This is a genomic window from Mesorhizobium sp. dw_380 (assembly GCF_018588885.1).
In the GTDB taxonomy this organism is placed as follows: Bacteria; Pseudomonadota; Alphaproteobacteria; order Rhizobiales; family Rhizobiaceae; genus Mesorhizobium.
On sequence record NZ_JAFFIW010000019.1, the window covers coordinates 62,029 to 87,202 of the forward strand.

The 25,174-nt window shown below is 62.2% G+C and carries 27 protein-coding genes; 16 read left to right on the forward strand and 11 right to left on the reverse strand.

Going from position 1 to position 25,174, the window contains the following annotated elements; all coding sequences use genetic code 11:
• Positions 1–14 precede the first annotated feature (14 nt).
• From JT360_RS19135 to JT360_RS19165, 7 genes are all read left to right on the forward strand, one after another.
• On the forward strand, positions 15–785 hold the full coding sequence (locus JT360_RS19135) for a glutamine amidotransferase (RefSeq protein WP_214473303.1): 771 nt from the start codon (positions 15–17) through the stop codon (positions 783–785).
• A gap of 2 nt (positions 786–787) precedes the next feature.
• Positions 788–1,699 (forward strand): ribokinase, encoded by a 912-nt coding sequence (locus JT360_RS19140; RefSeq protein WP_214473304.1) that lies wholly within the window; start codon positions 788–790, stop codon positions 1,697–1,699.
• Positions 1,696–2,544, forward strand: coding sequence for a BtpA/SgcQ family protein (locus JT360_RS19145; RefSeq protein WP_214473305.1), 849 nt, complete (start codon positions 1,696–1,698; stop codon positions 2,542–2,544). The genes JT360_RS19140 and JT360_RS19145 overlap by 4 nt, the downstream gene beginning before the upstream one ends.
• Before the next feature lie 2 nt (positions 2,545–2,546).
• Complete coding sequence (locus JT360_RS19150) at positions 2,547–3,785, forward strand: Zn-dependent hydrolase (RefSeq protein WP_250888909.1); 1,239 nt, start codon at positions 2,547–2,549, stop codon at positions 3,783–3,785.
• 187 nt (positions 3,786–3,972) lie between these two features.
• Positions 3,973–6,126: a transglycosylase domain-containing protein gene (locus JT360_RS19155; protein ID WP_214473307.1), complete on the forward strand. Its 2,154-nt coding sequence runs from the start codon at positions 3,973–3,975 to the stop codon at positions 6,124–6,126.
• A gap of 301 nt (positions 6,127–6,427) precedes the next feature.
• On the forward strand, positions 6,428–7,012 hold the full coding sequence (locus JT360_RS19160) for a DUF1214 domain-containing protein (protein WP_214473308.1): 585 nt from the start codon (positions 6,428–6,430) through the stop codon (positions 7,010–7,012).
• Positions 7,005–7,574 (forward strand): DUF1254 domain-containing protein, encoded by a 570-nt coding sequence (locus tag JT360_RS19165; protein ID WP_214473309.1) that lies wholly within the window; start codon positions 7,005–7,007, stop codon positions 7,572–7,574. The genes JT360_RS19160 and JT360_RS19165 overlap by 8 nt, the downstream gene beginning before the upstream one ends.
• 72 nt (positions 7,575–7,646) lie before the next feature.
• Here the strand turns inward: JT360_RS19165 and JT360_RS19170 are convergent, their stop codons facing one another.
• Positions 7,647–7,832, reverse strand: a complete 186-nt coding sequence (locus tag JT360_RS19170) for a hypothetical protein (RefSeq protein WP_056563609.1) — start codon at positions 7,830–7,832, stop codon at positions 7,647–7,649.
• Between the two features lie 191 nt (positions 7,833–8,023).
• Between JT360_RS19170 and JT360_RS19175 the strand changes: the two genes are divergently transcribed.
• Complete coding sequence (locus tag JT360_RS19175) at positions 8,024–9,058, forward strand: hypothetical protein (RefSeq protein ID WP_214473311.1); 1,035 nt, start codon at positions 8,024–8,026, stop codon at positions 9,056–9,058.
• Here JT360_RS19175 and JT360_RS19180 read toward each other — a convergent pair.
• The 3 genes from JT360_RS19180 to JT360_RS19190 are packed head-to-tail and all read right to left on the reverse strand — an operon-like array spanning position 9,036 to position 11,982.
• Entirely contained in the window at positions 9,036–9,383 is a 348-nt protein-coding gene (locus JT360_RS19180) for a DUF1491 family protein (protein ID WP_214473312.1), read from the reverse strand. The genes JT360_RS19175 and JT360_RS19180 overlap by 23 nt on opposite strands.
• Before the next feature lie 57 nt (positions 9,384–9,440).
• Positions 9,441–10,244 carry a peptidoglycan-binding domain-containing protein gene (locus tag JT360_RS19185; protein WP_214473313.1) on the reverse strand — a complete coding sequence of 268 codons (804 nt, stop codon included), beginning with the start codon at positions 10,242–10,244 and terminating at the stop codon, positions 9,441–9,443.
• A complete protein-coding gene (locus JT360_RS19190; RefSeq protein ID WP_214473356.1) occupies positions 10,219–11,982 on the reverse strand; it encodes a sensor histidine kinase in 1,764 nt (587 codons plus the stop codon). The genes JT360_RS19185 and JT360_RS19190 overlap by 26 nt, the downstream gene beginning before the upstream one ends.
• A gap of 533 nt (positions 11,983–12,515) precedes the next feature.
• Here JT360_RS19190 and JT360_RS19195 point away from each other — a divergent pair.
• Complete coding sequence (locus JT360_RS19195; RefSeq protein WP_214473314.1) at positions 12,516–12,866, forward strand: DUF5330 domain-containing protein; 351 nt, start codon at positions 12,516–12,518, stop codon at positions 12,864–12,866.
• 100 nt (positions 12,867–12,966) lie between these two features.
• Entirely contained in the window at positions 12,967–13,395 is a 429-nt protein-coding gene (locus JT360_RS19200) for a SufE family protein (RefSeq protein ID WP_214473315.1), read from the forward strand.
• Positions 13,396–13,491: 96 nt separating this feature from the next.
• Here JT360_RS19200 and JT360_RS19205 read toward each other — a convergent pair whose 3' ends face one another.
• Complete coding sequence (locus JT360_RS19205; RefSeq protein ID WP_214473316.1) at positions 13,492–13,917, reverse strand: Ros/MucR family transcriptional regulator; 426 nt, start codon at positions 13,915–13,917, stop codon at positions 13,492–13,494.
• 452 nt (positions 13,918–14,369) lie between these two features.
• The gene (locus JT360_RS19210) at positions 14,370–14,639 is read right to left on the reverse strand and encodes an SH3 domain-containing protein (protein ID WP_250888911.1); all 270 of its coding nucleotides are present in this window, start codon (positions 14,637–14,639) and stop codon (positions 14,370–14,372) included.
• A gap of 211 nt (positions 14,640–14,850) precedes the next feature.
• Between JT360_RS19210 and JT360_RS19215 the strand changes: the two genes are divergently transcribed.
• The 3 genes from JT360_RS19215 to JT360_RS19225 all read left to right on the forward strand — a co-directional run bounded on the left by JT360_RS19215 (position 14,851) and on the right by JT360_RS19225 (position 18,151).
• On the forward strand, positions 14,851–16,974 hold the full coding sequence (locus tag JT360_RS19215; protein WP_214473317.1) for a S9 family peptidase: 2,124 nt from the start codon (positions 14,851–14,853) through the stop codon (positions 16,972–16,974).
• Complete coding sequence (locus tag JT360_RS19220; protein ID WP_214473318.1) at positions 16,971–17,597, forward strand: LysE family translocator; 627 nt, start codon at positions 16,971–16,973, stop codon at positions 17,595–17,597. The genes JT360_RS19215 and JT360_RS19220 overlap by 4 nt, the downstream gene beginning before the upstream one ends.
• 152 nt (positions 17,598–17,749) lie before the next feature.
• Positions 17,750–18,151, forward strand: coding sequence for an SET domain-containing protein (locus JT360_RS19225; RefSeq protein ID WP_214473319.1), 402 nt, complete (start codon positions 17,750–17,752; stop codon positions 18,149–18,151).
• Between the two features lie 79 nt (positions 18,152–18,230).
• Here the strand turns inward: JT360_RS19225 and JT360_RS19230 are convergent, their stop codons facing one another.
• The 4 genes from JT360_RS19230 to JT360_RS19245 form a co-directional block, all read right to left on the reverse strand.
• Positions 18,231–19,181, reverse strand: a complete 951-nt coding sequence (locus tag JT360_RS19230) for a cytochrome c (RefSeq protein WP_214473320.1) — start codon at positions 19,179–19,181, stop codon at positions 18,231–18,233.
• A gap of 8 nt (positions 19,182–19,189) precedes the next feature.
• Positions 19,190–19,627, reverse strand: coding sequence for a c-type cytochrome (locus JT360_RS19235; protein ID WP_214473321.1), 438 nt, complete (start codon positions 19,625–19,627; stop codon positions 19,190–19,192).
• 163 nt (positions 19,628–19,790) lie between these two features.
• Positions 19,791–20,390: a superoxide dismutase gene (locus JT360_RS19240; protein WP_214473322.1), complete on the reverse strand. Its 600-nt coding sequence runs from the start codon at positions 20,388–20,390 to the stop codon at positions 19,791–19,793.
• Between the two features lie 177 nt (positions 20,391–20,567).
• Positions 20,568–21,446: a branched-chain amino acid aminotransferase gene (locus JT360_RS19245; RefSeq protein WP_214473323.1), complete on the reverse strand. Its 879-nt coding sequence runs from the start codon at positions 21,444–21,446 to the stop codon at positions 20,568–20,570.
• Positions 21,447–21,600: 154 nt separating this feature from the next.
• On the opposite strand from JT360_RS19245, the gene JT360_RS19250 reads away from it, so the two are divergent.
• On the forward strand, positions 21,601–22,260 hold the full coding sequence (locus JT360_RS19250) for a haloacid dehalogenase type II (RefSeq protein WP_214473324.1): 660 nt from the start codon (positions 21,601–21,603) through the stop codon (positions 22,258–22,260).
• A 174-nt stretch (positions 22,261–22,434) separates the two neighbouring features.
• Positions 22,435–23,265 carry a L,D-transpeptidase gene (locus JT360_RS19255; protein ID WP_214473325.1) on the forward strand — a complete coding sequence of 277 codons (831 nt, stop codon included), beginning with the start codon at positions 22,435–22,437 and terminating at the stop codon, positions 23,263–23,265.
• Positions 23,266–23,346: 81 nt separating this feature from the next.
• Here JT360_RS19255 and JT360_RS19260 read toward each other — a convergent pair whose 3' ends face one another.
• A complete protein-coding gene (locus JT360_RS19260) occupies positions 23,347–24,171 on the reverse strand; it encodes an alpha/beta fold hydrolase (RefSeq protein ID WP_214473326.1) in 825 nt (274 codons plus the stop codon).
• 374 nt (positions 24,172–24,545) lie between these two features.
• On the opposite strand from JT360_RS19260, the gene JT360_RS19265 reads away from it, so the two are divergent.
• Positions 24,546–25,163 carry a CGNR zinc finger domain-containing protein gene (locus tag JT360_RS19265; RefSeq protein ID WP_214473327.1) on the forward strand — a complete coding sequence of 206 codons (618 nt, stop codon included), beginning with the start codon at positions 24,546–24,548 and terminating at the stop codon, positions 25,161–25,163.
• Positions 25,164–25,174: the final 11 nt, after the last annotated feature.

The window sequence follows — 25,174 nt, forward strand, 5'->3', positions numbered from 1 at the left end:
ATAAGGGAGTATACATGTCCAGGAAGAAGGTTCTTCTCGCAGGCGAGTCCTGGGTCTCGACCGCGACACACATCAAGGGCTTCGACCAGTTTCCGACCGTGACCTATCACACCGGGGCCGACGAATTGCTGGCCGCCCTGAAGGACAGCCCGTTCGATGTCACCTTCATGCCGGCGCATGAGGCGCAGCGGAATTTCCCGCAGACCATGGAGACGCTTTCGGCCTATGACGCCGTCGTGCTTTCCGATCTTGGCGCCAACACGCTGTTGCTTCACCCCGACACCTGGATTCATTCCCGACCGACCCCGAACCGGCTGCGCTTGCTGCGTGATTACGTCCGCAATGGCGGCGGCCTGCTGATGTTCGGCGGCTATTACAGCTTCCAGGGCATCAATGGCGGCGCGCGCTATCACAAGACACCGGTCGAAGACGTTCTGCCGGTCACATGCCTTCCCATGGACGACCGTGTCGAGGTTCCGGAGGGCTATGCGCCGGCCGTCGTCGGTCCGCAGGACCATCCAATCCTCAGGGGCTTGGGCAAAGATTGGCCGATCCTGCTCGGCTTCAATGAGGTCGCGGTGAAGGATGGTGCGGAAGTTCTCGCCACCGTATCCTCCGACTACCGTTCGCTGCCGCTGTTGGTGACCGGTAAATATGGCAAGGGCCGCACCGTGGCCTGGACCTCGGATGTCGGCCCGCACTGGTTGCCGCCGGGCTTCATCGCCTGGAACGGCTATAAGACGCTGTTCGAACAGATGCTGGGCTGGGCAACGGCCAGGGATTAGCCATGCGCGTCCATGTCGTCGGCAATGTCTGCGTCGATACGACGTTTCGGCTGGACCGGTTTCCGGCGGCGGGCGAGACGCTGAACGCATCCAGTCATGCCGACGGACTTGGCGGCAAGGGTGCGAACCAGGCGGTGGCCGCGGCGCGGACCGGAGCCGATGTCCGCTTCCATGCGGCGATCGGCAATGATGCCGCCGGCGCATGGATAAGGGAACAACTGGGCCGCGACCTCGACGCCAGTCATCTTACGATGTTGCCGCTGCCCAGTGACCGGTCGACGATCATGGTCGATGCGCGGGGCGAGAACCTCATCGTCACCGGCGCGAGTTGCGCCATCGCCTTCGATCCCTTGGCAGACAGTGGGTTTATCCGATCGGTCGAACACGGCGATATCGTGGTGATGCAGGGCAACCTTTCTCCCGAGATAACGACAGCCTGCCTCAGTGCGGCGCGCGACGTGGGAGCCGTCACTATCTTCAACCCGAGCCCGCTTGCGGCAGATTACGCACCGATTTTGAGCGACGTCAGCGTCGCTATCGTCAATGCGGGCGAAGCGGAGCAAGTGACCGGAGCCAGTGATCCTGCCCCGGCAGCCCGCGAACTGATCCGTCGAGGCGCTGGTGCCGCCATTGTGACGCTTGGCGCCGGCGGCTGCCTCGTGGCCGATGGCCAAGGACGGATCGACCGGATCGCGGCGCCCAGGGTGGCCGTGCTAGACACCAGCGGCGCGGGCGATGTCTTTTGCGGCTGCCTCGCCGGCTGCCTTGCGGCGGGCATGGACCTCGCCACGGCAGCGCGGATCGCGGTGCGCGCGGCGGCCATTTCGGTTGGACGCGCCGGCACGCTCGGCTCCTGTCCCGATAGGCGGGAGATGAAAATGCTCATGGAAACGACGGAAGCGGAAACCGCATGACAAAGTCCCCCAACTCCATCGGTTCCAAACAGGCCGCCAATGACGCGCTGCGGTCGATCTTCGGCAGAAGCAAGGTGGTGATCGGCGTCGTTCACCTGGCACCCCTGCCGGGTGCGCCGCGCTACGATGGCGAGGCGGTCGAGGCCATCTACCAACGCGGCCTCGACGACGCCAAAGCCTATCTCGATGGCGGTTGCGACGGCGTGATCATCGAAAACCACGGCGACGTGCCGTTTGCCAAACCGGATGACATCGGGCCTGAAACCTCCGCCTACATGTCCGTCGTCTCCGACCGCATCCGCAGGGAACTCGGCCGGCCGATCGGTATTAACGTGCTTGCCAATGCCTCCATTCCCGCATTGTCGATCGCCAGCGCCTCCGGTGCTTCCTTCATACGCGTCAATCAATGGGCCAACGCCTATGTGGCCAATGAGGGCTTTATCGAGGGAGAGGCTGCACGCGCCATGCGCTTCCGAGCTAAACTTAGGGCCAACGGCATCCGCATCTTCGCCGATGCGCATGTCAAGCACGGCGCCCATGCGATCGTCGGCGACCGGCCGGTCGAGGAACAGGTCAAGGACCTCGTTTTCTTCGATGCCGATGCGGTGATCGCCACCGGCCAGCGCACCGGCCACGCCGCCGACCTCGGCTATATCAGGATGATCAAGGAAGCCGCCGGATTGCCGACGCTTGTCGGCAGCGGTGTGACGCCCGACAACGCCAACGACATTCTCGACATCGTCGACGGCGTCATCGTCGCCAGCTCGCTGAAACATGATGGCGTCTGGTGGAACCAGGTCGATCCGCAACGGGTAAAGGCCTTCATTCGCGGCCTCAAGCGGTGACTATGGTGCCGGAGATCGACGGCGAACGGTTGCTCGGGCGGCTCGAGGCCTTCGCCTACGTCGGCGCGACGCCGGCCGGAGGCGTCAACCGGCAGGCGTTCAGCGTCGAGGATCGCGCGGCCCGGCGCCTGCTGGCGGAGCTGGCGCAGGAGCGCGGCTTCACTGTTTTTCAGGACGGAATCGCGAACCTCTTCATCCGCCGCGAGGGTTCAGATGCCACGCTGCCGCCGCTCCTGATCGGCAGCCACCTGGATAGCCAGCCGACTGGCGGTCGGTTTGACGGGGCGCTCGGCACACTCTCCGCCTTCGAGGTACTCGAAGCGCTGGAGGACGCGGAGGCTGAAACCCGGATGCCGATCGAGGTCGCCGCCTGGGCCAATGAAGAAGGCAGCCGCTTCGCACCCGGCGTAATGGGCTCCATGGCATTCACCGGTGCCGACATTTCCGCATGGAAATCCAATGTAGGCAGCGACGGCGCGTCTCTCGCAAAGGAACTCGAGGCCACGATCTGCGCCTTGCCGGAGGCGACGCGTCGCCCGATCGGCATACCGATATCTGGCTATATCGAGCTGCATATCGAACAGGGACCCTCCCTGGAAAAAGAGCGCCTGCCGATCGGTGTCGTCACCGCCGTTCAGGGCACGCGCTGGCTGGAAGTCTCCATTGAGGGCGCTGCCGGTCACGCCGGCACGACCGGTCTTGCCTATCGCAAGGATCCAATGGTCGCCGCGATTGCCGCGATACACAGGCTGCAGGCGACGATCATGCCGCTCGATTCGAGCGCGCGGTTGACGGTGGGCCGGATCGCCGCCCAGCCGGGATCGATCAACGCCATACCGCAATCCGTGGCCTTCACCGTCGACATCAGGCATCCGCGGGTAGAGCGACTCGATGCCATCGAGGCCGAGCTGCGCCAGGCCTGCGCGGCGGAGGCGGAGGCCCAGCATTGCACGGCAATGATCAGGCGATCGTTCGACATGCCCGGGGCGGCATTCTCTCCCGATATGGTCAAAATCGTCGAGGCGGCCGCCAGATCCCTGCGGCTGCCGCACAAGCGGATGATATCGGGCGCATTCCATGACGCGCTGTTCCTCGCCCGGGTGGCGCCCGCCGCGATGATCTTCGTGCCGTGTCGCGACGGGCTTAGCCACAACGAGGCGGAATATGTTGAGCCTGCCGACGCAGTCGCCGGCGCGCGGGTTCTGCTGCAAGCGACCATCGCGGCAGCCTCGCCGCGATGATCATTTGAGGTAGCGGCTGTCGCCATTCGTGCCTGCCCCTGCCCTTTGCACGAACACAAACCACGCAGCTGTGTCCTCGTTGCCCTTGTGAGCGCGCACGAAATGGATGAATAGTCGGGACAGGGCGCCGCCCTGAAATTGCCCGCTTGCGGTTTCAGGTCACGCCACAGCCGAGCCGGGTTTTTGAATGGTCAGCCCTGAACCGCGCAAGAGAAGAGGTCCGATCGCCTCCCGCCTTCTGGCGCTGGACGCATGGCTCGATTCCTCGCTCTACGAGATCGGATTCAAGGCGCGCCAGTTCTGGGAAGCCGCGACGATCTTTTCGCGGCGCTTTCGCCTGAAAGGCTGGCGCCGCGGCATAATCGAAGTTTTGAGCGAAGGTTTTACGCTCGGCGCCGGCGGCATCGTGGTGATGCTGGCGCTGGCCATTCCGGCCTTCCAGGATACGGCGGGCGACTGGCGCGCCCAGGGCGATTTCGCCGTCACCTTCCTCGACCGCTACGGCAACGAGATCGGCCAGCGCGGCATCATCCAGCGCGATTCCGTGCCGGTCGACGAAATGCCGGACCATGTCATCAAGGCAGTGCTCGCGACCGAGGATCGCCGCTTTTTCGACCATTACGGCATCGACGTGCTCGGCCTTTCCAGGGCTATCTTCGAGAATGTGCGGGCGAACTCGGTCGTCCAGGGTGGCTCCAGCATCACGCAGCAATTGGCCAAGAACCTGTTCCTGACCAATGAGCGCACCTTCGAGCGCAAGATCAAGGAAGCCTTCCTGTCGCTGTGGCTCGAAGCCAATTTGTCGAAGAAGGAAATCCTGCAGCTCTATCTCGACCGCGCCTATATGGGCGGCGGCACGTTCGGCATCGAGGCGGCGGCGGACTTCTATTTCGGCAAGAGCGTCAAGGACCTGAACCTTGCCGAGGCCGCCATGCTGGCCGGGCTGTTCAAGGCACCGACGAAATACGCGCCGCACATCAACCTGCCGGCCGCTCGTGCCCGCGCCAATGTGGTGCTGTCCAACCTGGTCGATTCCGGCTTCATGACCGAGGGCCAGGTGCTGCAGGCAAGGCTGCATCCGGCCGACGTCGTCGACCGCGGCGAACAGAAAAGCCCGGATTACTACCTCGACTGGGCCTTCGACGAGGTCAAGAAGATCGCCAAGCCGGGCCAGCACTCGCTGGTTGCCCACACCACCTTCGACGCCAACATCCAGAAGGCGGCGGAGGAGTCCATGGAATTCCACTTGCGCCAGTTCGGCAAGGAATACAATGTCACCGAGGGCGCGGTGGTGGTCATCGAGACCAACGGCGCGGTGCGGGCGATCGTCGGCGGCCGCGACTACGGCGCCAGCCAGTTCAACCGCGCCACCAAGGCACTGCGCCAGACCGGCTCGTCCTTCAAACCCTATGTCTACGCAACTGCGATGGAACACGGCTTCACGCCGAATTCGGTCATATCAGGCGGGCCGATCAGCTGGGGCAACTGGTCGCCGCATAATTACAGCGGCGGATCGGCGGGCAACGTCACGCTCATCATGGCAATGGCTAAGTCGATCAACACAGTGCCGGTGCGGCTGGCCAAGGACCATCTCGGCATCGGCCCGATCAAGGCGATGGCCGAGGCGATGGGCGTGGAGTCGCCGCTTGAAGCCCACAAGACGATGGTGCTCGGCACCTCGGGGATGACCGTGATGGACCAGGCGACCGGCTACAGCGTGTTCGCCCAGAACGGCTTCGTCGGCTCCCGGCACGGCGTTAGCCAATTGGTGACCCGCACCGGCGAGGTGGTTTACGATTTCGCCAAGGATGCGCCGCCGCCGCACCGGGTGCTGTCCGAACAGGCGCTGAAATCCATGAACACCATGCTGGCTGCGGTGCCGGTGATGGGCACGGCGCGGCGGGCGCAGATTCCCAACATCGTCGTCGCCGGCAAGACCGGCACGACGCAATCCTACCGCGACGCCTGGTTCGTCGGCTTCACCGGCAACTACACGGCTGCCGTGTGGCTGGGCAACGACGATTTCACCCCGACCAAGAACATGACCGGCGGCTCGCTGCCTGCGATGGTGTGGCAGCGCCTGATGGTCTACGCGCACCAGAATATCGACTTGAAGCCGATCCCCGGCATCGACAAACCGTTCATCGACGAGGAGATCGCGGCCAAGGCGGCGGAAGCACAGAAGAAGAGCGAGGAGCAGGCAGCAGCCGATGCCGCCGCCGAGCGGCCGCCAGTGCTGTCCAGCCGAACCACGCAGACGCTGAGGGACATGAGCGAGCTGTTCCACGCGGCCTCCAAACTCGACGCCGCCGCCCCGCCCGAAACGCTTTCGGCGCTGTGATTACAGCGCTTTTTCCTTCTCCACTTGTGGGAGAAGGTGGATCGGCGCGAAGCGCCGAGACGGTTGAGGGGTGCGTGACGGAGTGCCGTCGGCGCCAAGCTGGAACACTCCTCATCCGACCTCGCTTCGCGAGGCCACCCCAGGGCGAGCCACGGGTCTCGCCCGCCCTTCGGGCCCACAAGGGGAGAAGGAAAAGCCGTACCTAACCACAGCTCTTACCTCCAAATCGGAAGCCTCCGCTTGCCACAGGGCCCTGTGCCGCGATATCCCCGAACGGCAATCCTTCATTCACCGGCCCTTCATGCTCAAGAATGCCTTCCTGATGCTGCTTTCGCTTGCCATAGCCATTGGCGGCGGCGGCGCCAGCGTCTGGTATGCGCTGAAGATCCAGGATGGCGTCGGCGCGATCAGGATCGGCCAATGGACCGCCTTTCCCGACATCGGCACGCCGGCCGCGGACCCCTATTCCAAGGCGCGCGTGGCGCGCGAGGGCGTGCTTGCGCTCGGCCGCGCCGAAGGCCTGTCCTTCGTCGCCGAAAATGACGCTGCCGGCGCGCAGCTGAAGCGGGAATGCACCTACACCATCGCCGGCGGATTCCCGACCGCCCGCTTCTGGACGCTCTATGCCGCCGATCAATCGCTCGGCGTCGTCGAGACCGGCAAGCCGCGGCTTGCAGCACTACAGTCCTACGAGGTGCTGCGCCAGGCCGACAATTCCGTGATCATTTCCGTTGGCCATCATCCCATGCCTGGCAATTGGCTTCTGACCGATGGTTCCGGGCGAATGTATTTCGTCCTGACTTTCTACGACACGCCGATCGCCAGCAGCACCGGCCTGTCGGATGTTTCGCTGCCCAGGGTCGTGAAGGTCGGCTGCGATGCGTAGCTTCCGTGCCGCGATGCGCAGGCTTCTGCATGCCGTCCTGCTCGGCCTCGTCGGCGCCGGCATCGTGCACATCGTCGTGCTGCTTCTGGTGCCGGAATTTTCGGAACGCGACGCCTGGTCGCGGCTGTCCATGGCGTCCGATCTCTACAGGATGAACCGGCTCGATGCCGAGGCGGGCGGCGCGCCGGTGGTGAAATCGGTCGACCCGCTGTTCTATGCCACGGCCTGCCGTTTCGATCTCGAGGAAGGCATGGTCCGGATCAAGGCGCCGGGGAACGTCCCCTTCTGGTCGGTGTCGGTCTATGACCGCAGCGGCCACAATGTCTATTCCTTCAACGACCATACGGCGACCGGCGGCGTGCTGGATGCCGTCGTGCTGACGCCGGCGCAGATGATCGACGTGCGCAAGGACCTTCCGGAGGAGCTGCAGGGAGCGATCTTCGTCGAAGCCCCCATCGACGAGGGCATCTTCGTCATCCGCAGCTTCGTGCCGGACGATAGCTGGAAGCCAATCGTGTCGCGCTTTCTCGATCAGAGTTCCTGCGAGCTGCAGGATTTCTAAACCCGATCGACGGTTGATCAGTAGCCGGCGGCAAATGCTGCTTGATCAGCCAGGTTGCCGCCTCGGGAAAACTCAGTGGTGCGGCACCGGTGTCCGCGGCGATCCCGGCTTGTCGGGCCCGGCAGGCCGTGCTTCGCCGGTGCTGGACCGCTCATAGCGGATGCCGGGAAAGATGATCACCGCCGCCGGTATTTCGGTGGTTTGCTTGGCTCGATTGGTCGGTGCCGCACGCGGCACGAAAGACAGTACCATGCCCATGGTTCGCGCATTCCTCTCGGTTTCCCCGGAGCACAACGCAACGCCTCCAAATATCATTAAGGCCGGCAGAGGGTTAACGGAGCGCTAACGGATCACCGCTAACTTGATCTTTGTTCTTGGTGTGCGCGAAACCGACATTGTCTCGGTTGGGCATGATCAAGCTTGTGTATCTGTTGTCAGGCGTATCCTTCGTGTCATCTTCGGACTTCAGGCAAATCGCGATACGGACGGAATCAGGTAAGGCCGAGAGGCTGTTCCGCGCCGCGGTGTCGGCGTTCTGCTCGCTTACTCGCCCGTCACGGCGCGAGATCGGCCAGCTCGAAGACCTGACGCTGCCTCTGTTCGACGATGTGTCGGTCGAATCGCGACGTTACGTGGCAGCCGCGCTTTCGGAATGTGAATATGCCCCAGCGGTGCTGGTGCGTCGCCTGTGCGAAGAACGGGTCGATATTGCCGCGCCGCTGCTGATCCGCTCGCGCGCCGTCACCGACATTGACCTGATCGCCCTGATCGGCCGCCATGGGCTGCCGCATGCACGCGCCATCGCACGGCGCAAGGATTTGAACCCGACCATCGCCGATCTGATCAGGGCGCTCGAAAGGCCGACGCTGGTGCGGGTGCGAGAACCGGAAGCACAAGCCGCTGTGGCACCAGCCGTCGCCGCCGTAAACACGGAAGCGGCTGAGAGCAACGCGACAAGCCAGCAGTCGTCCGGCATTGCCGCCGAGAACGCACGGCGCCGGCTGCGCTCCATGATGCGCACCGGCGACGAAGCGCTGGCGGCGAAGGTCGATGCGTTCCCCGGCTCGGATATCCATGTCAAATTGCGCGAGACGGCCCTGACGGGAAACGCCGCGTTCTTCCAGACCGCGCTCGCGGACGCCCTCGACATTGATTTCCCGACCGCGCGAGCGCTGACCGCCAACCAGAACTATACCTCACTGCTTGCAGCGCTGCGCTCCCTCGACCTCAGCGAGGACCGGGCATTCCTGATCACGGTCGCCATCTATCCCAGCCTGTTCCCGCATCCGCAGGCCATCCGCACCTATCTCGACCGCTACCGCTTGCTGCATCGCGATGTGGCTCTGGACCGGGTGCGGGGATGGAAAGCCGAAACCCTGTCCAAGATGGTTCGTGACCCTTCGCCCGCGAACAGCGACAGCCGCAAGGCCTTGAACAGCGACGATGCCGAGGCGCCCGGCCTCAGGGCGTCTTCACGGAAATAAGCTCCTCGACAGGAACGGTTCCGGCCTCGATTTCGACCACCCAGATGTCGGGATCGAACTTCTTTTCCCGTTCGAGACGAGCATCGAGCACAGCCGGATCATCGCCGGCGGCGAGAAGGCTGAAGAAGCGGTCATCGGGCTTGGCCGAATCATAACTTGTCTGCGGCGCCGGTCCGTACAGGGCGACGTCGCCCAGCCTGCCCCGCGCCAGCACGAAAACAGCGCCGGCCTCGGTCGCGCCACGGTTGACAACGGCGGCAAATCCGCCGGCGCTGAAAACGCGGCGTAACAGGGCCGAGACCCAAAGATCGGATGTGACGCGCATGAGAGAGCTCCGGAAGCGTGCGGCTATCTATCGCTGTTTCCGCCACTCGGCGAGCCGTCAGTTGGTCAGGCCGATCTCACGCATCTTGACGTAGACGATCTCATCGGGCTCGCCGGTCTGCGGCAGTCCGAACAGCGACTGAAATTCCTTGATCGCCGCCTTGGTGCGGGCACCGACGACACCATCCAGCTGCATGTCGTCATTGCCGAACGCCTTGAGACCAGCCTGAATCTTGACGATGCGGGGATCGGGTCCTTGGGCAGCATCCACCTGCCCCGAATTCGTCTGCCCAGAGTTCGTCTGCCCAGAATTCGTCTTCAAAGACACCGGAACGGCAGCCGGCGTATCCGGGCGCGGCTGCGGTTTCGGCACGGCGGCGGTCTTCGGCGTTGCGCCGAGCTGATCCAGCAGCAGCGCATCGATCTCGCCGGAGGCGTTGAGCCCGACCTTCTGCTGATAGGCCTGTATGGCCTTGCGCGTGTTGGGGCCGGAAATGCCGTCGACCGTGCCGGAATAGAAGTCGAGGTCCTTCAATATGCCTTGCACCTGCTCGACCACCGGATCGCCCTTGATCGGCGCCGGCGCCGCATTCGGCCGCACGATGTTGATCGTCGTCTCCGGCTCGTCGGAACCGTGCGGGAAAGCCTGGAAGTGGCGGGTGGCGAAGAACGCCCCGGCATGCGGGAAAGGCTGATACCACAGCGCGTTCGCCGAGACATAAAACAGCGTCACCAGAAATGCCGTCGATCCACCCACCAGGACGGGATTGCGCGAAATCATTCCGCCGACAGCGACGGCGCCGTCCTGAAAGGCATTGCTGCGGCGTTTGACCGCCTTAAGCTGTTTTGCGGAGCGAGCCATTCCTGTCCCCTTTCGCCCTCGTCACCGGCATCGTCAGCACCCCTGCCTGGTTCGCCGGACGCCCCTTCGGCCCGTTGACCGGCAGGCTGATGGTCACCGTGGTGCCCTCGCCCGGCATGCTTTCGATCGACATCGTGCCTTCGTGCAGCGCCACCAGCCCCTTCACCAGTGAAAGGCCAAGACCGGTCCCCTCGAAACGGCGCGTATAGTCGTTCTGGATCTGCATGAAGGGCTTGCCGAGATTGGCGAAATCCTCCTCGGCAATGCCGATGCCGGTATCCCTGACCCAGAAATGCAGACGCGAGCCAATCCGCTTGGCGCCGACGACGACATCGCCGCCGTCGGGCGTGAACTTGATCGCATTGGAGACCAGGTTGATGAGGATCTGCTGCACCGCGCGGCGATCCGCATTGATATCGCCAGCGTCGGGAGCAATCTGCGTCTGCAGGTCGATGTTCTTGGCCTGCGCCTGCAGCCGCATCATGGACTGGCACATGTTGACGGCTTCCATGAACCGGAACGGCTCCGGTTCCGTCGCGTAGGCGCCCGATTCGATCCTCGATACGTCGAGTATGGATGTCACGACGGCCAGCAGATGCTGGCCCGAATCCCGCACCAGGGTGACATATTCCTTCTGGCGCGGGTCCTTGAAGGCGCCGAACATCTCATGCAGCAGCATATCCGAGAAGCCGATGATCGCGTTCAACGGCGTGCGCAGTTCATGGCTCACCACCGCCAGGAACCGGCCCTTGGCCACTTCCGCGGCGACCGCCGCCTCATTGGCTTGCGCAAGTTCCTCGCGCAGCCGGGCAGGCCCGTCATTCTCGCGCAGGACCAGCGTGAAGACGTCGCTCTGTTCCTCACCGCGCACCAGTTCGAGTGCGAACGGCCGATAATTATCGGCCATCAAGCGATTCTCATTCTGGCGATTGTCGTTCTGGCCATTGCCGTTGTGGGGCAGCCTGACGCGCAATTCGAGCCGGCGCGACAGGGCGCCGTCACGCATGTCGGCCAGGGCACTGAGATAGGAGACGCGGTCCGACAGATGGACGCGGTCGAAGAAGCCGGTTCCGGAAAGCAGTTCCGGCTGCAATTTCAAGATGTTACGCGCCTTGGCGGAAGCATCCAGGACTTCGCCGTGGCGGGCGACCCGCAAGACCACCGCGTCGATGATGTCTTCCAGCCGATCGCCGGCATCCCCCATATCGGCCGCACCGGTGCTGTCGCCAAACGCCGATATGCGCGGGATCAGCGTCAGCGCCCAGGCCAACGGCACCAGCCAATGCCAGGCCGCGATTTGCGCACCCGCGAACGGCAAGAAGGCCGCGGCCAGAGGCTGAAGGGCAATCGCGACAATGGCAGAGACCGCTCCCCACAAGGCCGCGCGCCGGGAGGCGCCGATCCACCAGGCTTCGAAAGGCAGTGCCACGGCAAGCATGGCCACAGGCGAGCTCAAACCGCCGGCGGCGGCGGTGAGACCACCAAGGGTAACGGCCGCCATTATCAGGGCGACCGGTGCCGCGGCGGCGATCCTGCCGGTCGCCGCCACCAGCAAGGCGACGAACCAGCACAGACCAAAGGCAGCGAAGATGGCGGCCATGGTCACTGCCGCGCCCATGCCTGATGTAACCAGCGTGACCGCGGCACCGGCGGCAAAGAATGGCGCCGCCAGCATGACGCCGATGAAGCGGCGCTGGCGCTCGCGGTCGCTCTGCCCGAGAATGGAGGGATGGACCATACGTTCGCAACCGGCGGCAATCGCGCCAGGCAATTCAGCGTATCTGGCCTTGATCGGCATCAACTCAACGCACTCGCACTCGTCGTGGACAGCTCTGCTTTTGCAGATTGTTTTGATTGGCTCTGAAACTCGCATCCAGCGTTTAAGGAATGGATAAGGCACGGCCGACCAAGGCCCAGCCTGCGGCAAATATCGGGATGGCAGCGGCCGAAAACCCGGGCAAATGCCGCCATAGTAAATGGAGGGTTATCCGGGAACGCCTGTCTTCAGCGGACCAGGGGCGAGGAGAAAACCGCCTAGAATCCAGGAAACTGCAATGGGAACAAACAGATAGATGGTTATCCCGGGGTAAAGAAAATCGTCCCGATATGAAACAAATCCACCGCAAAACGCTTCGTTTCGAATTTGCCTAAAATTTGAGGAAAATTCGCACTTTGCTTGCAAGCCGTCCTTTGTGCCTGTGTGCCAATATCCTGCCCATAAAAGAGGTCATGCCATGTGATGCATGATCCGATCACGACGAGAGGCAAGGCATGTTCTTTCTGATAAGAATGGCTTTCTGGTTTTCACTGGTGCTGCTGGCACTGCCGCTGGGCGTCAGTTCCGACGAGCCGGGACAAGAAAGCGTCGGGCCGATCCAGGCCTTGTTCGCGGCACGCGACGCGGTGGGTGACATTGCCGGCATTTGCGAGCGCAAGCCCGATGTCTGTGAAACCGGCAAGTCGGCGATGTACACCATCACCGCGCGCGCCAAGGAGACCGCTAGAATCGCGGCCGCCATGCTGAACGACAAGTCCGCCGGGCTCGACACCTCGACAATGACGGCCAGCGTGCCGGAAGAGATCGTCCTGCCCGAGACCGTCAACCTGCCGATAGAGAATTAAGCCGTCTCGACGGCACACCGCGGGCTGTCTGCCCTCTCGACGCCCGCGGTGTCCTTGTTTTTTCCGTGACGCGGCGCCGCTGCGTGACTATATGCAGGTCATGACGACCACGATCCAGACCATCCGCGATGACTTCTCCTTCCTGGAGGAATGGGAAGACCGCTATCGTTACGTCATCGAACTCGGCGAAGCGCTGCCTCCATTTCCCGATGAGGAGCGCAATGCAGCCAACAAGGTGCCGGGTTGCGTCAGCCAGGTCTGGCTGACCACCGAACGGGGAGCGGGCAGCGATCCGGTCATCACGTTCAGGGGCGATTCGGACGCCCATATCGTGCGCGGGCTGGTCGCGATCATGCTGGCGCTGTTTTCCGGGCGGACCGCCAACGAAATCCAGAAGACCGATGCGGAAGCGACGCTGAAGGCACTCGGCCTGGACGAACACCTGTCGCCGCAGCGCGCCAATGGTCTTCGCTCGATGGTCAAGCGCATCAAGCGAGATGCCGAAATGGCGATCGAGCAGACCGCCTGACGCCCTCCGGGCAGCCAACCGCCCTGTGCCCGTCTACAAAATCAAACGGCGCCCGAAGGCGCCGCTGATGTCGGTTCGACCTGACAAGACAGCGAACTACCGCCCCTTGCGCTTGCGGCCAAGGCCCATCTTCTTGGCGAGCTGCGAACGGGCCGCGGCATAGTTCGGCGCAACCATCGGATAGCTCGGGTCGAGATTCCACTTTTCGCGATACTGGTCCGGCGTCAGGTCATAGTGGGTCATCAGGTGACGCTTGAGCGACTTGAATTTCTTGCCGTCTTCAAGACAGACAATGTAGTCGTCATGAACCGAGCGCTTCGGGTTGACAGCCGGCTTCTGCTTGTCGGCAGGGGGCTGTTCGGCGGTTCCGCCCACACGCCCGAGAGCGGCATGGACATCTGATATCAGGTTCGGCAGTTCGCCTACCGGCACCGGATTGTTGCTGACATAGGCGGCCACCACATCGGCGGTCAGCTCGATCAGCGCGTCGTTGTTTCTGGAAGGTGTTTCGACAATATCCATGGTCTTCAGGCCCCAACAAGAGTTAAGTCGATCTGCGCCCTTTTAACAGGCAGGGCATCGCACGAATTTTGTGCAGGTAGAGTTCCTGCGATTCGTATCGCGGGCACATCAATGCGTCCGGAGAGCAAGTAAGTCAATTCACTCCCTGCATTATATTTAAGGATGTTGATCAACTATTCGCGGATCAGCTTCAATCTTTCGTGCATCATGTAATTTTCCGATGTTTCGGCCGCCAAACCGGCGAAAGCCGACGTTACGTCAGCTCATCGTTACATTCGGAAAAACTCACAAAGCAGGTTTCAATGCTCTGGTTTGCTTCTTCCGTCGCGCCAACAATCTTGGTTGTTCAGATCTGTCCACAAAACCACAGGTTGCTGCTCGTCTTTTTCTCGCACACAACCAGGAAACATGCCCGTGGGCCGACCGCCTCAGGACCAATCGATGGCAGTCGATCAATACGGGGTGATGTACTTGCCATAGGCCCGGCCGGTGACGAAGGTGCCGTCCTTGGCCGGATCGTGCCAGATCTCACACCAGCGATAGCGAACCGTCTGCTGTCGCTTCCATACCGGCTGATTGGCGATGTCGAGCAGGTTTATGTTGCCGGTGCACCGTCCGGTCATCTGCAGGACGGTCCCGTTCGGGTATGCGGCCTGCTTCTGGGATGTGCCCGACGGATATTTGCGCACGTTGAGCGTATCGCCGAACGGCACATTGGCCACTTGCCAAGCCGCGAATACGGTCGCATGAGACTGGCCGGCAAAGACCAGAGTTAGCGAAGAACGGCGAAAGTCGCAATAATCCGAGATTGAATAGTCATCATCTTCCTCCCGCTCATCTCATGGAGCCGACACCATCTCCAGGCTGCGGCACTTAAACCCACCCTGATCGGCGTATTCACTGCCCATTCAAGATATTCCCAAGCGAGACGCAATGACCAAGACTTCCGCATTTCCGATCATCAACCCGCCAACACCCGAGAAGCGGCCGGTTACCGACACGCATCACGGCATCACACGAACCGATGACTATGCCTGGCTGCGGGCCGACAACTGGCAGGAAATGTTCCGGGATCCTTCCCTGCTCGACGCCAGCATCCGCGCCGAACTCGAAGCCGAGAATGCCTACCAGTCGAAGTTGATGGCCGACACATCAGACCTGCGAAAGCAGCTTTTCAAGGAGATGAAGGGCCGAATCAAGGAAGACGATGCTTCCGTGCCGATGAAGGACGGGCCCTATGCCTATGGTTCCTCGTTCAAGCTCGGTGGCGAACAGCCGCGCTATTTCCGCATGCCGCGCGACGGCGGGACCGAGCAGATCGTGCTCGACGGTGACGCCGAAGCCGAGGGCAAGGCCTATTTCCGGCTGGGCGGCGTCGATCATTCGGCCGATCATCGCAAGCTCTTGTGGGCATTCGACGACAAGGGGTCTGAATTCTACACACTACGGGTACGCGACCTTGCCGATGGCAAGGAACTGGCGGACCGGGTACACGCCACCGGCGGTTCGGGCGTGTGGGACGCGGGCAATGACGGGTTCTTCTATACGCGTCTCGACCCCAACCACCGGCCATCGAAAGTGCTGTTCCACGCGCTTGGACAAGAGCCGGAAAACGACCGCCTGATCTATGAGGAAACCGACCCCGGCTTTTTCATGGATGTCGACGGCACCCGCGACAATGAATGGATCATGATCGGCATCAACGATCACGAGACCTCGGAATATCGCTTGTTGAGCGCCAGCGATCCTTTCGCCGAGCCCAAGCTGGTTTCGCCGCGTGAGACCGGTCTTCAATATGAACTGGAGGAAGGCGGCGACATCTTCTTCATCCTGACCAATGCGGACGGTGCGAAGGACTTCAAGATCATGACGGCGCCGGCCAACGATCCTGTCCGAGCCAACTGGCAGGAACTGGTGCCGCATGAGCCGGGCCGGCTGATCCTGTCGGTGATCGGCTTCAAGGACCATATGGTCCGGCTCGAGCGCAAGGAGGGCCTGCCGCGCATCGTCGTGCGCGATCGCGCCAATGGCGAGGAGCACCTGATTTCCTTCGACGAGGAGGCCTTCTCTCTCGGCCTTTCGGGGTCCTATGAATACGATACCGAAATGATGCGCTTTTCCTATTCGTCGATGACGACGCCGTCGCAAGTGTTCGACTACAACATGCGCACCCGCGAGCGCGCGTTGCTGAAGACCCAGGAAGTGCCGTCCGGGCACGACCCTGAACATTATGTCACAAGGCGCCTGATGGCGCCCGCCGCCGATGGCGAACTGGTGCCGATCTCGCTTCTGCACCACCGCGACACGCCGCTGGATGGATCGGCCCCTTGCCTGCTCTACGGTTACGGCTCCTACGGCATCACCGTGCCGGCCGCGTTCAACACCAACTGGTTCTCGCTGGTCGACCGCGGGTTCGTCTTTGCCATTGCCCACGTCCGCGGCGGCAAGGACAAGGGCTATGGCTGGTACGATGACGGCAAGCGGGCGCACAAGATGAACACCTTTACGGATTTCATCGCCTGTTCGCGCCACCTGGTTGCCGAGCGCTATACGTCGCATGACCGCATGGTCGCGCAAGGCGGCTCGGCCGGCGGCATGCTGATGGGCGCCGTCGCCAACATGGCGCCGGACTGCTTCGCCGGCATCGTCGCCGAGGTGCCCTTCGTCGACGTGCTCACCACCATGCTCGACGCCACCTTGCCGCTGACGCCGCCGGAATGGCCGGAATGGGGCAACCCGATCGCGTCCGCCGACGACTACCGGACGATCGCCGCCTACTCGCCCTACGACAATGTTGCGGCACTCGACTACCCGCCGATCCTGGCGCTTGCCGGCCTCACCGACCCACGTGTCACCTATTGGGAGCCGGCCAAATGGGTGGCGAGGCTGCGCGACCGCAAGAGCGGCGACAATCCGGTGCTGTTCAAGATCAATATGGATTCCGGCCATGCCGGTGCGTCCGGCCGGTTCTCACGCCTGGAAGAGATCGCCTATACCTATTCCTTTGCGCTGAAGGTAACGGGCAAGGCGCAGTCTATAGAGGAAACGCTCCGATGATCGATCTGTCCACGTTGATTGCCTATGTCGCCGTCGTAGTCGGCTTTGTCTTTATTCCGGGTCCGGCGACACTGTTGACGATCGCCCGGGCAACGAGTTCGGGAACGAAGGTCGGTATAGCGACCGGTGCCGGGATCGCGGCCGGCGACATGTTTCACACCGGCATGGCGATTTTCGGCATCTCGGCGATCATCGCCGCGTCGGCTATGCTGTTCAGCATCGTAAAGTACATCGGTGCGGCCTATCTCGTTTACCTCGGCATTCGCGCGATCATCGAAAAAGCGCCGGTCGACCCGACTGCCGGCGCGCTCGCCATCCCCGCCGGCAAGGCATTTCGACAGGCCGTCCTGACCGAGGTGCTCAACCCCAAGACGGCGCTGTTTTTCCTGGCATTCCTGCCTCAGTTCGTGCGACCCGAAAACGGAGCGGTGATGCTTCAATTGGCCGTGTTGGGAATTGTCTTCGTCATGCTGGGGCTTTTCAGCACGGTCGTCTTTGCCGTGAGCGCGGGTCGCCTCGGTTCTTTCCTGCGCCGAAATCCGACAATGCTGAAATGGCAGGGCAAGGTTGTCGGAGGCATCTACTGCGCCCTGGGGGTCCGCCTGGCGCTGCAGCAACGCTGAGGGCTTCGAACAGCATGTTCACTTTTGGGGTTCGGTGACCATGATTTTTTGAATTCTCCATTGCTCATTTCCGCTCGCAATCACAGCGTTCTCGCGCTAACCAAAGCACGATTTTCCTGGGCCATGACGCCCACACTTGCACAGGATCCAAAATGCTGCTCGTCGACGTCTATCTCGACAAATCGCCGATCCAGGGCATCGGCGTCTTTGCCAAGAACCACATTCCCAAGGGCACGCTGATCTGGAAGCTCGACCCCCGGTTCGACCGGATCATCGACGTCGAGACCTATGAGGGCGAGACCGGACCGGTGAAGAATTATCTCGACCGCTATTCCTACCCCGACCGGCGCGACCCGGCCTATATCGTCTTCGAAGCCGACGACGCCCGCTACATGAACCATGACGACGAGCCGAATTGCGATGTCTCGTCGCCCGAGGAAACCTACGCCTTGCGCGACATCGCGCCCGGCGAGGAGCTAACCTGCAACTACAACCATTTCTTCGAGGCAGGCTTCGATTTCCTGGGTGACCGCCATCCGTCATCCGACGGCTGAAGCGCGTAGCCGCTCGACGGTTTCCGCCGCCGTGCTTCAAGGTCTTGTTTTATGGTACCAACCCTGGGGCGGGCATGCGTCAATTGACGGTCTTCTTGCGCGCCGGATAGCCGTTTGGATGCGGCGGTACAGCCTTGAGATAGGCAGCAATCGCGGCCCTATCCTCAGGCGTCAGTTGCGCCATGTTGCGTTGCACGTCAACCATCGTGCCGCCGACGGAATCGAAATCCGGTGTGAACCCCGTCTCGAGATAGTTGGCGATGTCGGCGGCGGACCAGCGGCCGATACCCCCCTCGCCCGAGGTGATGTTCGACACGACGCCCGAGCCCTCGGCGGCCACGGCACCCGCCAGCCATTCGCCCTTCTTTATCCCGCCCGCGAAATCGCGCGGCGTGTGGCACTCGCCGCAATGGCCCGGTCCTTCGACCAGATAGCGGCCGGCCACCACCGGATCGGGCGTGCCATCGGGCAAGGGGATGACAGGCTGATTGCTGAGATAGAGGAGCTTCCACAGGCCAATGCCGCGGCGGATGGTGAACGGGAAGGCCAGCGAATTGCCCGGCGCCTTGCCGGCGACCGCCGGCAGCGTCTTCAGGTAGGCGTAGAGATCGGCAATGTCCGATGGCTTCATGCGCGCGTAGGAGGCGTAGGGGAACGCTGGATAGAAATGCTCGCCCGAGGGCGACACGCCCTTCAGCATGGCGTTGGCGAGATCTTCGACCGACCATCCGCCGATGCCGTCCTTGGGATCTTGTGAAATATTGGGCGGAACGAAGGTGCCGAACGGTGTCTTGAGTTCAAGACCACCCACCAGTTGAAGCCGCGCATCGCCCTGTGAACCCGGCTTCGCGTGGCAGGAGGTGCAGCCGCCGGCGTAGAAAATGCGCTTGCCCTTGGCCGCATCGCCTGGTCCGAGTTGCGTCAGGGCCGCCGCGTCAAGCCTGACGGGTGCCGACAGCGGCCAACCGGCAGCCGCGCCGGCGCAACCCAGAACGAGGGCCGCGCCGACAAGCCGCTTCAGCCATGCCATGGCTGAAATCAGCCTTTCTTGATCCTGAAGGTCTGATGGCAGGTGCCGCAATCGCCACCGAGGGTGTTGATCTGCACCTTCAGCGCGTCAACATCGGCGGGAGCGGCTGCGGTCGCAGCCTTGACGTGGGCGAGATATTTGTCTTCGACGGACTTGAAGCCGGCCATGTCTTCCCAGATTTTCGGTCCCGCCGTGGTGTCGCCGGCATCGCTGCCCTTCGGGAACAACGCGTCGACATCGAGCTTCTCGGCATTCGCCTGCAGCGCCTGTAACTGCGTCAGCACGGCAGCGGCATCAAAGGGCTCCTCACCCTTGACCACTTTGGACAGGCCACCGACGATCTTTCCGCGCTCCTTCATCAGAGCCTGGCGGTCGAGGATCGGGTCGGCGAAGGCGGCCGAGCCGGCGAGCGCGAGCATAGAGATGGCGATGACAAGCTTTCTCATTCAATTGGCTCCATGATGAAGGCATTCGGGACAGGGCGTTAACGGATGCGGTGGGGGAAATATTCCCTTCTCCTGGGCGATTTTTGCCGGACCTTTGCCGCTGCGCGACCCCGAGGCAGAAAAAGAAAAGCCCCGGGATGCCGGGGCTTTTCTAACGGATCGATCACTTCGCCTTTTCGTATAGTTCCAGGACATGATCCCAGTTGATCAGGCTGTCGACGAAGGCCTCGAGATATTTCGGCCGCGCGTTGCGGTAGTCGATGTAATAGGAGTGCTCCCAGACGTCGACGCCGAGGATCGGCGTGGCGCCATGAACGAGCGGGTTTTCGCCGTTCGGGGTCTTCGAGATCGCCAGCTTGCCGTCCTTGACCGACACCCAGGCCCAGCCCGAACCGAACTGCGTCGTGCCAGCGGCGATGAAATCGGCCTTGAACTTGTCGTAGCCGCCAAGATCGCTGTCGACCGCCTTCTGCAGCGCGCCAGGGAGCTTGTTGCCGCCGCCGCCCTTCTTCATCCACTTCCAGAAATGAATGTGGTTGTAGTGCTGCGCGGCATTGTTGAAGAGACCGGCATTTTTGCCGAACGACTGCTTGACCACCTCTTCGACCGACAGGTCGCCCATGCCGGCTTCCGTGGCCAGCTTGTTGCCGTTGTCGACATACGCCTTGTGGTGCTTGTCGTGGTGATACTCCAGCGTCTCCTTCGACATGTAGGGCTGCAGGGCCTCATAGTCGTAGGGCAGAGCGGGCAATTCAAAAGCCATGGGTAGTACTCCCTCGTGGAAAAAATCCGGTGTGGATACCGGATTAACATAGGTCTGGATTGAGCTGGAACAACTCCGGAAATGAGCGTCGGTTCCCTTTCTAGGCGGGTTCCGGAAAACTGTCACACGGTTTTCCGGCAACGAACCGGGCAGCGACAAAAAGACCGGCCGGAGGCCCTAGCCAGTTGTCGTCGAATGCGCCCAGTCCCAATAGAGTTCGCGCGCCTTCTTGGCCACCGGCCCGGGTTGCAGGTTGCGATCCTCGATACGTGTGATCGGCACCACCTTGGAATGGTTGCCGGTCGAGAAAATTTCGTCCGCTTCGAGGAACTCCCGCACGGACAACGTCTTTTCGGTGGTCTTGAAGCCGTACTCGCCAAGCAGTGTTATCGTGCGCGAGCGGGTAATTCCGGACAAGAAGGTGCCATTCGGCGCCGGCGTAAAGACATGACCGTCCTTGACCAGGAAGATGTTCGAAGTGCCGGTCTCGGCGACGTTGCCCAGCATGTCGAGCACCATTGCATTGTCAAAGCCGCGCATCTTGGCTTCAAGGATGGCACGACCGTTGTTGGGGTAAAGGCAGCCGGCCTTGGCGTTGGTCGGCATGGTTTCGATTGTCGGGCGCCGGAACGGTGAGACGGTCACCGAAAAGCCGCTCGGCGGGATCATCGGAGACTCGTAAAGGCAGAGGCAGAAACGGGTCGATGCCGGATCGGCCGGCACGCCCATGTAGCCGCCATGCTCGGCCCAATACATCGGCCTGATGTAGACCGCCGTCTTGCCGTCGAATTTCTTCAATCCGTCCCAGGTCAGGCCGACGATCTGTTCGGATGTCATGTTCGGCTTGAGGCCGAGCGCGATCGCCGAGGCGTTTACCCGCCTGGCATGGAGGTCGAGATCGGGCGCCACACCCTCGAACCAGCGAGCCCCGTCGAACACGCTGGTGCCAAGCCACATGGCATGGCTGCGCGGCCCGAGAATGGCGACATTGCCTTCGTACCAATCCCCGTCGACGAAAGTCCATGTCGCGGATTGCGCCGTTGCCGCCAGTGTCATCGCCTTATCCCGTTCCGATCAATCTTGTGTGACAACATTGGATGATGCTTTGGCCGGCGCCGTCAACCGGCATCAAGGAGTTTTGTTGAGGCCAGCGACAGGCACGCCGCAATCAAGGCTTGCACCTTGCCCCGCCTCGCCTCAAAACTGTCCCATGCAATACGCTGCCTATGTTTTCGACGCCTACGGCACATTGTTCGACGTGCATGCCGCGGTGCGCCGGCATGCCGATCAGATCGGGCCCGACGGCCAGTTGCTGTCCGAAATCTGGCGCGCCAAGCAGCTCGAATACTCCTGGGTGCGCACGCTGATGGGCGCCTATGCCGATTTCTGGCAGTTGACCGAACAGGCGCTCGATTTCGCCCTGCGCAAGGTCCCCTCGGCCGATCACAGCCTCAAGGCGAGGTTGCTGGAAGCCTACTGGCGGCTGGATTGCTACCCGGAAGTGCCGGCCGTGCTGAAGGCCCTGAAAGCCTCGGGAGCGAGACTGGCGATCCTCTCCAACGGCTCGCCCGAAATGCTGGAAGCGGCGGTCAAATCCGCCGCGCTCGACCAGGTTCTGGACGACGTCTACTCCGTCGATGCGGTGCGGCGCTTCAAGACCGATCCGGCGGTCTACGACATGGTCGCCACCGGCTGGCGTCTCTATCCCGGCGCGGTTTCGTTCCAGTCCTCCAATCGCTGGGACATTGCGGGCGCCACCAAATTCGGCTTCCGCACGGTGTGGATCAACCGCTCCAACCAGCCCGAGGAGTACCGGGACTTTCCGCCAGCCCTGATCCTCCCGTCCCTCGAAGCTTTGGTCACCGCCTAAGCGTCACCTGTGACCCTGGCGCCACAGTCGCGGCGCAGTCACAGCTTCGCCTTTGTTTGTCCACGTTCGGGCCAGAATCGGAACCGCCTATCGCCCCCAGGTGTTGTCAGGCACCTGCAACGGCGGTCGACGTATTGACGCTTTGTTGCGATTTGAGTCTTAAAGAAGGCAGCCATGTCCACAACCGAAATCGAATCCTACCGCCTGAGCCGTCGCGGCTTTCTCAACGCCGCTGCATTGGGCGCTGCCTCGATCGCGGTTTCCGCATGCGCCACCACCGGGCCGGGGCCGGTCGAGCCGCCGCCACCCGCCTATGTCGAGCCGCCGCTTGCCGACTATGCGTCAATGTACGCGGCCGTCAGCGACGGAGGCTTCGATCTGCCGGCCATTCCCGTCGACAGGATCGATCCGCAGTTCCTGCGCCAGATCGTTCCCGACCCGACCGGGCAGAAGCCGGGAACCATCATCGTCGATACGACAGGCCATTTCCTCTATCTGGTTCGCCCCGGCGGCCAGGCCATCCGCTACGGCGTCGGTCTCGGCCGCGCCGGCTTCGAATGGTCGGGCGACGCTGTCGTCCAGTGGAAGCAGAAATGGCCGAAATGGACGCCGCCGGACGAAATGATCACCCGGCAGCCGGAGTTGAAGCAATACAGCGCCGACAATGGCGGCATGCCCGGCGGCCTGAAGAACCCGCTCGGCGCGCGCGCGCTCTATCTCTTCCAGGGCAGCGTGGACACGCTCTACCGCCTGCACGGCTCGCCGGAATGGCGCTCGATCGGCAAGTCGGTATCGTCCGGCTGCGTGCGTCTGCTGAACCAGGACATCATCGACCTCTACGACCGCGTCCCGAACAAGACCCCGGTTGTCGTGACCAGCGACGCCAGCCAGCCGATGGTGGCGGCAGCGACGGCGAACCACAAGGCCATTCCGATCGATGCCGGCGTGCCGGCGGGATCGGTGCTGCTCGGACCGGTCAAGGCAGTCACGGACGCGATTTTCTGAGCTGCGGGGGTCAAGGCGAGATGTTGCTCGCCTTGACCCCCGAAAGCAGGCCACCATCAGGCCTCCTCGCTCTTGGAGGTGTCAGCGCGGAAGAAAGTCGCGAATGGCCGCGGCGATCTCGGCAACATGGGTCTCCAGCGCGAAATGGCCGGTGTCGAAGAACCGCACTACCGCATCCGGAATCTCTCGTTTGAACGCCTCGGCGCCTGGAGGCAGAAAGAACGGATCGTTCTTCCCCCACACGGCCAGGAAGGGCGGCCTGTGGGTCCGGAAATATTCCTGGAAGGTCGGGTAGAGCGCGAGGTTGCTCTTGTAGTCGCCAAAGAGATCGAGCTGCACGTCGCCGGAGCCGGGCCGTGCCAGGTAGAAATTGTCGAGCGAGTGTCCATCAGGAGAAACGCGCGTCGCGTCGGGAACGCCATGCGTGTATTGCCAGGCCGTCGCGTCGGGCTTGAGCAGGGCGCGCAGGGCTTCCCTGTTAGCTTCTGACGGCTCGTGCCAGTAGGCGCGGATCGGATTCCAACCGTCGCTCAGGCCTTCTTCGTAGGCATTGCCATTCTGGGAGATGATCGCCGCTATCCGCTCCGGGTGCCTGATGGCGAGCCGAAAGCCGGTCGGCGCACCGTAATCGAACACGTAGAGGGCATAGCGGTCGAAGCCGACCTTGACGGTGAAGCGGTCGATGATGTCGGCAATACCATCGAACGTATAGGCGAAGTCGCTCCTCATCGGCATGTCCGACTGACCGAATCCGGGCAGATCAGGAGCAATGATGTGGAAGCGGTCGGCCAGAAGGGGAATGAGATCCCGAAACATATGGCTCGCGCTTGGAAACCCGTGAAGCAGCAACAGCTTTGGAGCGTCCGGCGCGCCGGCCTCGCGATAGAAGACGCCAACGCTGTCCACGTCGACCTTACGATGGTGATTACGGTCATTTCTCTCTCCTTATGTAACTTTCATGATGGCTGTTTAGCGGTTACTTCTTTTCTCGTCGGATATGGCACGCACATCGCCCTAAATCCCTTGGCCGCCAGTGGCCAGGATGACCTTTGCCCAGCTCAATCCATCGTGCCGAGCGCCATGGGCCGCAAGATATTCACGTGCTCCTAAGCCATCTCCATTCGTCCAGTCGGGACGACTGGTAACCTCAATAATTCATTTAATGAGGTTACATACGAATTACCGTGACCAGCCGTAACTTGTCAACTAGCATCAGAGAGGTTATCTCCACGAGTGTGTGTGCTCGGAGCCGATGCCACCGGGACCAAATTGGAGTTCTGATGCAGAAACCACCTGCGATCTTTGTCGGCGATGCGCTTGGACTGGATTTCCTGAATTCAATCGCAACGACGATCGACACCCCTGTCGACTGGCTCGACGACGGCGAGGGATTGCTGAGTTGGCTGGAACAGGCCGGACTGGTGCCTGCGAAGGTGCTCGAAAGGCTTCGAACGGAGGCTCTTCCCGGCGAAGTCGACAGGGTGGCGGACCAGGCCAGGAACTTGCGAGAGTGGTTCAGAGGGTTCGTTAGGGAACGCAAGGGGCACCCGCTGGCCCCCGAAGATCTGGATGCTCTCGAGCCGCTTAACCGGCTGCTCGAACGTGATGAACAGTTCGGTCGTATCGTGTCAGGCGACAATAGTCATGACGCAGGCCTGAAATTGCGGGCGCTGCGGCGGTGGCGGTCGCCGGAATCGCTGCTTCTTCCGATCGGGGAGACCCTCGCGAAATTCGTCTGCGAGGAGAGTTTCTCGGACGTCAAGGCATGCGAGGGACCGGCGTGCACGCTGATGTTCGTCGACCACACACGCGGTCGCGCTCGCAGATGGTGCAGCATGGCACTCTGCGGCAATCGCGCAAAGCAGGCAGCCTATCGGCAGCGGCTCAAGGTGCTTTAGACACGTCGAGG